Annotated in this window: 10 protein-coding genes; all 10 read right to left on the reverse strand. The window is 38.5% G+C overall.

Annotated elements, in window-relative coordinates; genetic code table 11:
• Positions 1-170: 170 nt before the first annotated feature.
• The gene (gene rbfA, locus ACIQ7T_RS00680) at positions 171-512 is read right to left on the reverse strand and encodes a 30S ribosome-binding factor RbfA (RefSeq protein ID WP_100543905.1); all 342 of its coding nucleotides are present in this window, start codon (positions 510-512) and stop codon (positions 171-173) included.
• A gap of 104 nt (positions 513-616) precedes the next feature.
• Positions 617-895: a DUF503 domain-containing protein gene (locus ACIQ7T_RS00685; protein WP_370075194.1), complete on the reverse strand. Its 279-nt coding sequence runs from the start codon at positions 893-895 to the stop codon at positions 617-619.
• The gene (gene infB, locus ACIQ7T_RS00690; protein WP_370075195.1) at positions 895-3,150 is read right to left on the reverse strand and encodes a translation initiation factor IF-2; all 2,256 of its coding nucleotides are present in this window, start codon (positions 3,148-3,150) and stop codon (positions 895-897) included. Before infB ends, ACIQ7T_RS00685 begins: the two co-directional genes overlap by 1 nt.
• A 14-nt stretch (positions 3,151-3,164) precedes the next feature.
• Positions 3,165-3,476, reverse strand: coding sequence for a YlxQ family RNA-binding protein (locus tag ACIQ7T_RS00695; protein ID WP_370075196.1), 312 nt, complete (start codon positions 3,474-3,476; stop codon positions 3,165-3,167).
• Complete coding sequence (gene rnpM, locus ACIQ7T_RS00700; protein ID WP_053594244.1) at positions 3,473-3,751, reverse strand: RNase P modulator RnpM; 279 nt, start codon at positions 3,749-3,751, stop codon at positions 3,473-3,475. The genes ACIQ7T_RS00695 and rnpM overlap by 4 nt, the downstream gene beginning before the upstream one ends.
• 167 nt (positions 3,752-3,918) lie before the next feature.
• Positions 3,919-5,058, reverse strand: a complete 1,140-nt coding sequence (nusA, locus tag ACIQ7T_RS00705) for a transcription termination factor NusA (protein WP_337991268.1) — start codon at positions 5,056-5,058, stop codon at positions 3,919-3,921.
• A 31-nt stretch (positions 5,059-5,089) separates the two neighbouring features.
• Entirely contained in the window at positions 5,090-5,560 is a 471-nt protein-coding gene (gene rimP, locus ACIQ7T_RS00710; RefSeq protein ID WP_142507439.1) for a ribosome maturation factor RimP, read from the reverse strand.
• Positions 5,561-6,056: 496 nt separating this feature from the next.
• Positions 6,057-10,388 (reverse strand): PolC-type DNA polymerase III, encoded by a 4,332-nt coding sequence (locus ACIQ7T_RS00715; RefSeq protein WP_402868107.1) that lies wholly within the window; start codon positions 10,386-10,388, stop codon positions 6,057-6,059.
• Between the two features lie 226 nt (positions 10,389-10,614).
• The gene (locus ACIQ7T_RS00720; protein ID WP_402868109.1) at positions 10,615-12,321 is read right to left on the reverse strand and encodes a proline--tRNA ligase; all 1,707 of its coding nucleotides are present in this window, start codon (positions 12,319-12,321) and stop codon (positions 10,615-10,617) included.
• Between the two features lie 551 nt (positions 12,322-12,872).
• Positions 12,873-14,135, reverse strand: a complete 1,263-nt coding sequence (gene rseP / locus ACIQ7T_RS00725; RefSeq protein ID WP_370075199.1) for an RIP metalloprotease RseP — start codon at positions 14,133-14,135, stop codon at positions 12,873-12,875.
• Between the last annotated feature and the right edge of the window lie 10 nt (positions 14,136-14,145).

Here is a 14,145-nt window from a genome sequence, read left to right on the forward strand (position 1 = left end):
TTCTGCTGAAAACATGACTAGCAGGAGACTGGGCAATCGATGGAAAGCCGCCAGAACCTTTAATGAAGCTTTACAAAAATGATAGAGCCACAAATGTTCTGTTGCCTTTCCGTTGAATGTAAAAAGTCTGCCTGCATGAACATGCATATGGCAGACTTTTTTAGTTAAACTTATTCTTCGTGTAAACCACGTAGCAATGAATCAATACGGTTACCATATTCAATCGATGAATCGAATTCAAAGATTAGTTCTGGTGTACGACGTAAACGGATTCGTGACCCGATTTCTGAGCGAATGAAACCAGAAGCCTTTAATAAAGCTTTTAATGTTTCCTCTTTTTCACGTTCATTGCCTAGAGTTGTAATATAAATTGTCGCTTGTTGTAAATCACCTGTCACCTCAACACCAGTAACAGTAACGAAACCAACACGCGGATCTTTTATTTTACGTCCAATAATGTCACCGAGCTCTTTTTTCATTTGCTCTGCGACACGGTTTGAGCGTAGAGACATAGTTTGTCACCTCAATTTCGATGTACAGAAAGTTATGTCTTCACTTGTACATATATTTACATACAAGGTATGACTAAATCATACAACACAACTTCTAATGTTACTTATAAATAGTCTCGCCACACATTTAACTGTTCCCAAGCCGGATTTGACTGTAAGTAGTGAAGCGCATGATTAATTTCACGCTCGGCTGCTTCTTTTGAAGAAGAAACAGCAACAAGCGCTAATTTAGTGCGTTGCCATACATTTTGATGGTCAATTTCAGCAATGGATATATTAAATTTTTGCTTAGTGCGGGTAAGCATACGCTGTAGGACAGCACGTTTTTCCTTCAACGAATGGGCAGTTTGAATCATGAATTCAACCTCTGCATAAACAATCATTATGCACGTTTAACTTCTTCCATAATATAGGCTTCAATAATGTCGCCTTCTTTAATATCGTTGAAGTTTGTGATTGTAATACCACATTCATAACCTCTTGCAACTTCTTTAACTTCATCTTTGAAACGTTTAAGTGTATCTAATTCACCTTCAAAAATTACTACATTGTCACGGATTACACGTACGCCAGAATCACGAGTTACTTTACCTTCTGTTACGTATGAACCAGCAATTGTACCAACTTTTGATACTTTAATTGTTTGTCGAACTTCTGCTTGACCAATAATTTTTTCTACGAATTCTGGATCAAGCATACCTTTCATTGCTTGTTCAATTTCCTCGATTACTTTATAAATAATGCGGTGTAGACGAATATCTACGCCCTCTTCTTCTGCTGCACGTTTTGCATTGACATCTGGACGAACGTTGAAGCCAATAACAATTGCATTTGAAGCCGCAGCAAGAGAAATATCTGATTCTGTAATCGCACCAGCGCCAGTGTGAATAATTTTCACGTTTACGCCTTCAACATCAATTTTCATTAATGATGCAGCCATAGCTTCTACAGTACCTTGAACGTCAGCTTTAACAATTAAGTTTAGCTCTTTCATTTCGCCTTGACTCATTTGTTCGAATAAGTTATCAAGTGTTACGCGTTGTTTTTCTGAGCGTTGTGCTTGAATTGCTGACATTGCACGAGTTTCTCCAACTTGGCGTGCTGTTTTTTCGTCTTCAAAGACAACGAAACGGTCACCAGCTTGTGGTACATCATTTAAGCCTGTGATTTCTACTGGTGTTGATGGTCCAGCTTCTTTCACACGACGGCCTTTATCATTCACCATAGCACGTACTCGCCCATAAGTATGGCCGACAACAATTGGGTCTCCAATTTTTAATGTTCCATCTTGTACTAAAAGTGTTGCAACAGAGCCTCGACCTTTATCTAGCTGTGCTTCAATTACTGTACCAAGTGCTAAGCGATCAGGGTTTGCTTTCAATTCTCCAACTTCAGCGATAAGTAAAATCATTTCAAGTAATGTGTCAATGCCTTCACCTTTTAATGCAGAGATTGGTACGAAAATAGTTTCGCCACCCCAAGCTTCGGGAACTAGGCCATGCTCTGTTAACTCTTGCATCACACGGTCTGGATTAGCTGAAGGTTTATCCATTTTATTGACTGCAACAATAATTGGTACTTCTGCTGCTTTTGCGTGGTTAATCGCTTCTACTGTTTGTGGCATAACACCATCATCCGCAGCTACTACTAAAATCGTTAAATCCGTTACTTTCGCACCACGCGCACGCATAGTTGTAAACGCAGCGTGTCCTGGTGTATCTAGGAACGTAATTTTTTTGTCGCCTTCAGTTACTTGATAAGCACCGATATGCTGAGTAATACCACCAGCTTCGACAGCTGTAACTTTAGTATTGCGAATAGAGTCTAACAATGTAGTTTTACCATGGTCAACGTGACCCATAATTGTTACTACCGGGGGACGTTCTGATAATTCTGCCTCGTTAACTTCTTCTGTTTGTTCGAAGTGTGTTTCTAAATCCGTAATATCTACACGAATTTCTTCTTCAACTTCTACACCATAGTCTGCGCAAATTAATTCAATTGCATCCTTATCTAATTCTTGGTTAATTGTTGCCATTACACCAAGCATAAATAATTTTTTAATAACTTCTGATGGCTCACGGTGTAATTTTTTTGCTAATTCCGCTACGGAAAGTGATTCAACAAAAGTAATTTTTTCTGGTAATTCCTTTTGTTTCACTGGTAGACTTGGTTGATGTGTTTTTGGATGGCGACGTTTTCCGCCATGAATTCCTGGTTTTGGACGTTGGTTGTAACCTCCGCCGCCTCTACGATTATTATTATTATTGTTATTATTATTATTATTTGTCATATTTCGATTTTGACTACCTTTTGTATTCTTAGATTTTTCGTTAGACGAATTTGAGTTTTGATACGTTTGTTGCTGATTATTTGCTTTAGGCTTGGAAGTAGCAGATTGCTGCTTTTGCCCATCTTGCTTTTTCACCGATTGCTGTGATTTTTGCGATACATTTTGAGTAGGTTGCTTTACGTCTCTTATAGTTTTAAATGTTTGGTTTAACTTTGCCACTATGTCTTTTTCTAACATTGACATATGGTTTGTTACGCTAACATTTAATTTATTTAGTGCTTCAATAACCTCTTTACTCGTTTTATTCACTTGTTTCGCATATTCATGAACTCTGATTTTGGTCATCTGCTCACCCCCGATTATTTTTCGTTGAGTAGACTAGACAATTTGCTTGCAAAACCTTTATCGGTAATAGCTAAAGCCACTCGGGCCTCCTTACCTGTAGCATGTCCTAGATCATAACGATCACCAATTACATGATACTCAACGTTGTAATACGTGCATTTATCTTGAATTTTTTTGCCAGAGTTTTTAGAAGCATCGTTTGCAAGCAGTACTAGCTTAGCATTACCATTGCGGACTTCCTTTACTACTAACTCTTCCCCTGAAATCACTTTACGGGCTCTTGCCGCTATTCCAAGCAAATTATACACCGCTTGATTATTAATCATATAATAGACTCCCTACGAATTAACAAAATAAGCTCATCGTAGATTTCTTCAGGGATTTTTACATCAAGTTGGTGCCCTAAAACATTTTTCTTACGGGCGATTTCAATCGCTTTTTCCGATTTAGATACATAGGCACCACGTCCGGGTTTTTTTCCGGAGATATCAACACTTACCTCGCCCTCTTTCGAACGAACGACACGAATCATTTCTTTCTTTGGTAGCATTTCTCCGGTAGCTACACATTTTCGAAGAGGTACTTTTTTATTAATAGCCATAAGAATCACCTTTCCTCTCTGAAGCTTGTCGTAAGAGGTGGACTAGCCATGCACTACATTCGTTATATATATTTATATTTTTCAATGTAGGCTCTGCCATTATTCAGTCGACGCAGCCCAACGCCCACTGAATAATGGCAGCTAACTAGTCACACGGGCTTTCTTACTTATTCTTCGTCGTCTTGATATAAGTCAACTGTCACATCATCAAAATCACTTTCTTCATCCTCAGCAGGTACGAAAGTGCTTGTTGCAGATGGATAAATACCTAACTCACGAGCATCTGTTTCACTCTTAATATCAATTTTCCAGCCAGTTAGCTTAGCAGCTAAACGAGCATTTTGACCACGTTTACCAATTGCTAGTGATAGTTGATAGTCTGGAACAACAACAGTAGTAGATTTTTCTTCTTCATTGACTTGAACGTCTAAAACTTTAGATGGACTAAGAGCATTTGCTACAAATACAACTGGGTCTTCTGACCATTCAACGATATCGATTTTTTCGCCGTTTAATTCATTGACAATTGTTTGCACACGCGCGCCTTTTGCTCCTACACATGAACCTACTGGATCTACCTCTTCGTTATGTGCATAAACAGAAATTTTAGAACGATCTCCTGCTTCACGAGCAATTGATTTAATTTCTACAATACCTTCATAAATTTCAGGTACTTCCATTTCAAATAAGCGACGTAATAAACCAGGATGTGTGCGTGAAACAATAACTTGTGGTCCGCGCGTTGTACGTTCAACCTTTGTAATATAAACCTTGATGCGATCGTGTGGATGGTATGTTTCACCTTGAATTTGTTCGTTTTGTGGTAATGCAGCCTCTACTTTTCCAAGACCTACGTAAATATTACGAGCATCTAGACGCTCAACTACACCCGTCACGATATCATCTTCACGGTCCACATATTGCTCGTAAATTAAGCCGCGTTCTGCTTCGCGAACACGTTGTGTAACAACTTGTTTCGCTGTCTGTGCAGCAATACGACCAAAGTTTCGAGGTGTTACTTCCTGCTCAACCACATCTTCTAACTGGTATGCAGGGTTGATTGCCTTGGCATCTTCTTCAGAGATTTGTAAACGGTCATCTTCTACTTCTTCGACAACATCTTTGCGTGAGAAGACACGAATAGAGCCCTTATCTAAATTTAAGTCAACACGAACATTTTGTGCTTGATTGAAGTTGCGTTTGTAAGCTGTAACTAATGCCGCTTCTATTGCTTCAATTAACACATCTCTTGAAATTCCTTTTTGTTCTTCTAGCGCATTTAGCGCATCTAACAAATCACTACTCATTTTTGTTTTCACTCCTAAATATGCATTATGCTTAGAAATCGATGGCTAGTCGTGCCAATGCGATTTTTTCTTGTTCAATTGTTACAGTAATTTTACGCGTTTTAATGCGTACTTCCATCACTAATGTATGTTCATCGTATGACGTTAAGTAGCCTTGGAATTCCTTCATGTCCTTGATGGGCTCATAGGTTTTAACATAAATAAATTTGCCAATCGCATTTTCAAAATCAGTATCTTTTTTTAATGGACGTTCTGCTCCAGGTGAAGAAACTTCTAAATAATAGTTTTGTGTAATTGGATCATTTTCATCCAATAGCAAACTTAGTCGTTCACTAACTTGAGCACATTGTTCAATGTCAATTCCACCTTCAGGTGTATCCACATAAACACGTAAAAACCAGTTACGTCCTTCTTTTACGAACTCGACATCTACAAGCTCAAGATTTAACTCTTCAACAATCGGTTTGGCGAGCTCTTCAATTAAAGATGGTACTTTGCTCATTATTTCCTCCTGCATCTATCAAATTCTGGCGTAATAAAACAGAAATTCCACCAGTAGCTTTGGTGAAATTTAACGGTCTTACCTGCTGTTAGTCAAAAATTTGTTTTGCTACGGTATAACAACAGAAAAGAGCGGGAAGGTCCCACTCTTTTGCTGGAAAAATATCAACAAATTATTACCATTAGGATAGCATAGTTTACAGCACAATGCAAATTTCCTTTTTCTAGACATCTCATCTAATCAATTATGCCTCGACTTAATTGCGTCTGGAAATTGAAAATTGTGCTTAAATTAGGCTCTTCACCATAACGAGTGGGTTGATTTCCGTTCCGGCTGGGCGCTTTCCTAGGGGCGTCCAGCCTTCACTTCAATCAGCTTATTTACATGATATACATTTAAACAAATTTCACCCTCAGCTTTATAAGCCTTAATTTGAACATAAGGCTTATAAGTTATTCGTTATTGATGATGATCCCTTTAGACTAACCTTCTTATTTTAGAAAAGTGATAATTGATTCGCATCAGGCATTCCTTCTAAACAACCCAATTGATCCATGTATTCAATCAATGTCTTGGATACTCGACCTCGTTGCTGTAAATCTTCCTTCGATAAAAATTCGCCGTCCTCACGTGCTGCCACAATTTGTTTCGCAACGTTTGTACCAAGTCCAGGAATCGCATCGAATGGTGGAATTAAAGAGTTCCCATCAATGATAAATTCACTAGCCTGCGAACGATATAAATCGACCTTCTGGAAGCTCATCCCACGCTCACACATTTCAAGTGCTAGTTCCATCACAGTTAATAGGTTTTTTTCTTTTGTTGAAGCATCTAAGCCCTTTATATTGATTTCATCAATTTTTGCACGAATCATTTGCGAGCCCTGTACCATGGCAATTAAATCAAAATCATCTGCACGTACTGTGAAATACGCTGCATAATAAAGAATCGGGAAATGTACTTTAAACCATGCAATACGAACAGCCATTAACACGTAAGCTGCCGCATGGGCTTTCGGGAACATGTATTTTATCTTTTTACATGAATCGATATACCAACCTGGTACTTTATTCGCCAGCATTTCTGCCTCAAACTCTTCAGATAAACCTTTCCCTTTACGCACGGACTCCATAATTTTAAATGCCAGTGAAGGTTCTAACCCTTGGTAAATTAAATACACCATAATATCGTCACGACAGCCAATTACTTCTTTCAGCACACATGTACCGTTTTGAATTAACTCTTGCGCATTACCAAGCCATACATCTGTTCCGTGTGAAAGTCCTGAAATTTGCACAAGCTCTGAGAATGTTGATGGCTTCGTATCTTCAAGCATTTGGCGTACAAAACGAGTACCGAACTCAGGAATACCGAGTGTTCCCGTCTTACAGCCAATTTGTTTTTCTGTTACGTCTAAAGATTCTGGAGAACTAAAGATTTTCATAACGACTGGATCATCTGTTGGAATCGTTTTTGGATCTATCCCTGATAAATCCTGCAACATACGAATCACAGTCGGATCATCGTGCCCTAGAATATCAAGCTTTAAAATATTATCGTGAATAGAATGGAAATCAAAGTGCGTCGTACGCCATTCTGCATCCTGAGCATCCGCAGGGAATTGCACTGGTGAGAAGTCAAAGATATCCATATAATCTGGTACTACGATAATTCCACCAGGGTGTTGCCCTGATGTACGTTTTACGCCTGTACAACCTTGTACTAAGCGATCTACCTCGGCACCGCGGAAATGCAAGTTGTTATCACTAGCATAGCCCTTTACATAGCCATACGCCGTTTTTTCCGCAACTGTACCGATTGTTCCAGCACGATATACATAATCTTCACCGAATAATACCTTCGTATAGTTATGGGCTTGTGGTTGATATTCCCCCGAGAAATTCAAATCAATATCAGGTACCTTATCTCCCTTAAAGCCAAGGAACGTTTCGAATGGGATATCTTGCCCATCTTTTTTATAGGGTGTCCCACATTCCGTACAATCTTTATTTGGTAAGTCAAAGCCTGAGCTTACTGAACCATCATTAAAAAACTCGGAATGCTTACAATTTGGACAAACATAATGAGGTGGCAGAGGATTTACTTCAGTAATCTCCATAAAGGTCGCTACTAATGAAGATCCAACTGATCCACGAGAACCTACTAGATAGCCATCCGCTAATGATTTTTTCACAAGCTTCGCAGAAATTAAATAAATTACGCCGAAACCATGGCCTAAAATTGACTTTAATTCCTTTTCAATTCGGGCCTTCACGATTTCTGGTAGTTCTTCTCCGTATATAAGATGTGCCATTTCATAGGTTAAATTTGTAACCTCATCATCTGAACCTTCAATTTTTGGTGTATATAAATCATCTTTAATCGGCTTAACATCACCAATCATATCTGCTACTTTTTGAGAGTTGGTGACAACTACTTCCTTCGCAAGATCCGGCCCTAAAAAATCAAATTCTTCAAGCATTTCATCAGTCGTTCTAAAATGAACTTCAGGTAGCTTTGATCTATTTAAGATGTTGGCACCACCTTGAGAGCCAATTAGTATTTGTCTGAACATCCCATCTGTCGGGTCTAAGTAATGGACATTACCGGTAGCTACAACTGGCTTATCGATTTTCTTCCCTAGCTTTACAAGCTTGCGAATAATATCTTCAAGTGTCCATTCATCACGTACGACATTGCGCTCAATTAACGGTGCATACACCGCCTTTGGTTGAACTTCAATATAATCATAAAATCTCGCAACTTGTTCTGCTTCCTCTGGGGATTTATTCATCATCGTCTCAAATAATTCGCCATTACTACAACCTGATCCGACTAATAAACCTTCTCTATATTGCTCTAGAACCGCTCTTGTTACGCGAGGTACACGATAGAAAGTTTTTGTATGGGAGTGGGTGACTAGTTTAAATAAATTTTTTAGTCCAGCATTATCTACCGCTAATATTGTGCAGTGCATTGGTCGTCCCTTTTTATAAGCATCTCCACCACCAACATGCTTATTAAAGTCGTCGTGGTATTTAATTTCTAATTCATCTGCATCTTTTAACAGCTGTAAAAGTAAATAACCCGTTGCCTCTGTATCATAAATAGCCCTGTGATGCTGGGTTAATTCAATATTGAATTTTTTACAAAGTGTATTTAAACGATGGTTTTTCATCGTTGGATAAAGCATTCTCGCAAGCTCCAACGTATCAATAACTGGATGAATCGTTCCCTCTAGCCCAAATTTTTTATAGCCTGTGTATAAAAAGCCCATATCAAACGATGCATTGTGGGCTACTACTATGCCATCTCCGATAAATTCATGGAACTCCTTAATGACTTGCTCTACTTCTGGCGCGTTACGTACCATATCATCTGTAATACCTGTCAGTTCGATGGTCGTTGCTGAAAGTGGATGATGTGGATTGGCAAAGCTTTCGTATTTGTCTATCACATTTCCATCTTGAATTTTAACTGCAGCAAGCTCAATAATAGTATCGTAAGCAGTAGATAGACCTGTCGTCTCTACGTCAAACACGACATAGGTAGTATCAGCTAATAATCGGTTTTCAGGTGCATACGCAATCGGTACACCATCATCTATTAAATTAGCCTCCAAGCCATAAATAACTTTTATGCCATGCTTTTTCCCTGCTGCATAGGCCTCTGGGAAGGATTGCACAACAGCATGGTCAGTAATAGCCACAGCTGGATGACCCCACTTTGCAGCCTGCTCAACGAGTCTACCAACTGGTGTCACAGCATCCATTTGACTCATTGGTGTATGCAAATGTAATTCAACTCGTTTTTCTCCCTCTGGCGCCTTATCCTGTCGTGTTGCTTTTTTAATTTCATTGATATCATTTGCCATAACAATTAAATCACGAATGAATGTGTCAGTTTGTACAGAGCCTCGGACTTTTACCCACATGCCTTTTTTCAAATACTTCATAAGTTCCGCATCATCATTATCACGTGAGAACATTTTTACTACTATAGAATCCGTATAGTCGGTAATTTTAATTTGTAATAAAGACCGACCACTTTTCAGCTCCCTAATTTCCGTATCAAAAACAAAACCTTCTATGATAACACGGCGTTCTTCCTCAACAATGCGTTTAATTTCCATTGTTTCATCATCTTTAATTAACATACCAAGTTGGAATGGACGGTCACCAAGGTTCGCAATAGCTGGATTTTCTTTCTTCTCTTGCTCACGTTTTTGGTAATCTTGTATCGCTTGCTGAGCTAAAGCTGCTTCCTCTAAACGCCTCTGTTCCATGAAAGCTTCCTGTGCCGCAATCATTTCTTCCGTTTGTTCTTGAAGCACAAAATCTATCACAATGTGTGGAAAGCCAAAGTAACTATAGCTTTCGGAAAGCTTTTCTGCATACTTCGTTTTCAGCATCATAAATTCCATTTCTTGCATGCAAGATAAAGTGATTTTTTGCCCATTCCACATAGGCATTTGCGATGCTAGACAATTTTTTAAAGGTGGCGCCATCTCATCTATTTGTTCTACTACTGTTAGCCAATATTGTTGGACAAGTTCTTCCGTAACATTTTTCTCTACCGTATCGAAAGTTGTGTGGATTTGAGCAATCGCTGAAAATTTTTCAGTCAAACGAGTACGAAATAGTTGGTATAGTTGAAAAGGAAGTATATCTCGTAATTTAATGGTAAAATTCCATAGCCTGTTCTTTTTGTGTACAGTTAGTCGTGATAATTCACCTTCTTCAAAAAAGGACATATACACATCTTCTGTTAACTCTAGTTGTTGCAAGAGCATTTGAAACTTCGTTCTTGCTTCTTGTTGCTGTTCCAATCTATTGACACCTACTTTCAGAAAGAGGCAGTCTTAAAAGCCCCTTGTTTTATTTCCTCACCAACGTTAACGAATCAAAGAAAAAATTCGCTCCCTTTCCGCGGGCGACCGTCAAGCCTCACAAATCCTAAACATCTATGAATTCATGCTTGGCTCGCTGTCCCCGAGAAGTGGCGCGAATCTTTTATCTATTTAATGCCATTTTCATCCTTTTTGGGACAAGCATTTAATTTTTGCGGAAAAATTCATTTAAGCGATCAATGACCTCTTCTTTTTTCCATTCGAACGTTTCACCTGTTTGACGGAATTTAACCTCAACAATACCTTCAGTTGCTTTTTTACCTACTGTTACACGGACAGGTAAGCCAATTAAGTCAGCATCTGCGAATTTAACTCCAGCGCGCTCAGCACGATCATCTAATAGCACATCATAACGGTATGATTTCAATAAGCCATATAGCTCATCAGCTAAGGCAACCTGTGTTTCATCCTTTGTATTAACAGGGACAACATGGATATCATAAGGAGCTAATTGTGTTGGCCAAACAAAACCATTTTCATCTTGGAAATGCTCTGCAACAGCAGCTAAAATACGTGACACACCAATACCATAGCATCCCATAATAAATGGTTGTGATTTACCTTGTTCGTCTAAGAATGTACCATTCATTTTTGCAGAGTAAGTTGTTCCTAATTTGAATATATGACCAACCTCGATACCTTCTGCAAACTTGATAATTCCTTGGCCATCTGGAGATGGATCACCCTCTTGAATAAAACGAATATCTAAATATTCATTCACTGCAAAATCACGCTCTGGATTAACATTAACTAAATGGAAACCATCTTCATTTGCACCGGCTACACCGTTACGAATAGATTTAATAGCATTGTCAGCTACTACTTTTACGTCTACTGGTAATTTAACAGGACCGATTGAACCAACTCCACAGCCTAATAAATCACGGATTGCCGCTTCACTAGCAAGTTCAACAGAACCAGCTTCAAGCGCATTTTTCAGCTTAATATCATTAATTTCGTGATCTCCACGAGCAAGTACAACAACTAATTCACCGTCAACATCAAACACTAATGATTTAATGACATTCGAAGGCTCAACATTTAAGAAAGCTGATACTTCTTCGATTGTTTTTTGGTCTGGTGTTGCCACTTTTTCAAGCTCTTTTAAAGCTTCATCTGATGGTTGATAGTCTACAAGAACTTCTGCCATTTCGATGTTTGCAGCATAATTAGACGTATCAGAGTATGCAATTGTATCTTCCCCAATTTCAGAAAGCACCATAAATTCATGTGTACCTTTCCCACCAATTGAGCCTGCATCTGCAATAACTGCACGATAGTTTAAACCTAGACGAGAGAATATATTTGAATAAGCACGATACATATCATCATATGTTTCATCTAAACTTTCACGTGATGCATGGAAAGAGTATGCATCTTTCATAATAAACTCTCTGCCTCGTAGTAAACCAAAGCGAGGACGTTTTTCATCACGGAATTTAGTTTGAATTTGATAAAGTGTTAGCGGTAATTTTTTATATGATTTAATTTCATCACGTACTAAAGTTGTGATTACTTCTTCATGAGTTGGCCCTAATGCGAAATCACGATCATGACGGTCCTTTAAACGCATTAATTCTGGACCGTATTTTTCCCAGCGACCTGATTCCTGCCAAAGTTCCGCAGATTGTAATGAAGGCATTAAAAGCTCAATTGAATTGATTGCTTCCATCTCTTCACGAACAATGTTTTCTATTTTTGTTAACACACGTTTTGCAAGCGGTAAATACGAGTATACCCCACTTGTATTTTGACGAATAAACCCTGCACGTAGTAATTGCTTATGTGATTTTACCTCTGCATCAGCAGGTACTTCACGTAGCGTTGGGATAAGTGTTTTACTTTGCTTCATTCAGTGTTCCACCTTTTTAATAGATAAGTTTTTATACTCTAATTAGCATAAACAAATTTAGCTTTGAACGCAATGTTTCAAAAAAATTGCGTTCAAAGCTATGTTTTTTCAATCAATTTTCACCTTAGCGTAATTGCCATGGCTTCCTTTAAAGATGTTTTACTTGAAAAACTTAACTTAACTCTTCATTTATTTAGATCAATTATGCCTTGGCATAATTGCGTCCGGAATCGGCTTTGTGCTTAGGCATGCGTGATGCAGGTCAGTTAGCCGTTATCGCATGGATGCGATGATTTTAGGCTAACATCCTTTAAGAACTCCTTTCCGATTCCGTGACATCCGCAGGAGGCTTTAGGCCAACAGATGTTTTTTGCGCGAAAGCGTAGTGCTAACGTAGCGTCAGCAAAAGGGTTTCATTCTGTGCGAAAACGTAGTGCAACGAAGTGACAGCAACAGCACCGATGTTGGTCACTCAGTCGTTGCCACAGGACGTGGCGTTCTTAGACTGAGTTACTCTATTTCAGCGGATGTTTGGCATCTGCTGAAATAAGTTAAAAGAAAAATCGTTGTATATCGTTCCATGTAACTACGACCATTAAGATCATCAATAGTACGATACCGACAAAATGTACAAGACCCTCTTTTTGACGATCAATTGGTTTGCCTCTTACTGCTTCGAAACCAAAGAACAATAGACGACCACCGTCAAGTGCTGGAAGCGGTAATAAATTCATAATTCCAAGGTTAATACTTAACATCGCAGCCCAATTCATTAAATTGATGAATCCATATTGAGCTACCTGCTCTGTCGCTTTATAAATTCCTACTGGACCTGATAGAGCATCTATCGTGAATTTACCGGTAATTAACATACCAAGCAATTCAAATATTTTAGCAGTCATATTATAAGTTTCTTGTGCGCCATAAACAACAGCCTTTAATGGATTAAATTCACGTGGGCTCTCATACTTAACCCCTATTTGGCCATACTTATCGCCATTTTGTTCTATTTCTTTTACCTTCATATTTAGGTTAACTTGCTGACCATTTCGATCAACTGTTACAGTAATATCTTCACCAGGGTGATCTTGTACAATAGCAGCTAAATCCTGCCATTTTTTAACTACTTGTCCGTCTATGCCAACTACTTTATCACCTGCAAGCATTCCTGCTTGTGCAGCTGGATCATTTTCTACTACTTCTGTGATGATTGGCTCATACGTAGGTACACCATGAATTAAGCCAATCATCATATAAATAATAAAAGCTAATATAAAGTTAAATAACGGGCCTGCAAAGATTGTCATAGCTCGTTGACCGACTGTTTTAGCGTTAAATTGGCGATCATATGGTGCAATTAACGTTTCTTTACCGTTTTCTACGAGAATACAATCTCTTGCAACATTATAACGAACTAATTTTTCCTCTTCATCATAGCCTTCTACAAACAAATCCTTTTCTAAATCGGCACGCTCAACTTCTAAAAATAACAAATCTGGTAATTGCTTATTATTTTGATTAAAGATAATTTTCTTTACAACATTATCTTCATCTACAATAAGCCCTACTCGATAGCCCGGCTGTAATTCGGCGCCATCCATGTCATCACCAGCCATACGCACGTAACCGCCAATTGGCAATAAACGTATCGTATAGATTGTTTCACCATGCGTTTTTCCATAAATTTTTGGTCCCATACCGATTGCAAATTCCCGAACCATAATTCCTGCTCGTTTCGCGAATAAGAAATGACCAAATTCATGGAAGAATACAAGTAGGCCAAATATTAAAATAAATGCAATAGCTGTTTGCATAATACCCCAC

It is taken from the genome of Lysinibacillus sp. NPDC096212, assembly GCF_044763105.1.
In the GTDB taxonomy this organism is placed as follows: domain Bacteria; phylum Bacillota; class Bacilli; order Bacillales_A; family Planococcaceae; genus Lysinibacillus.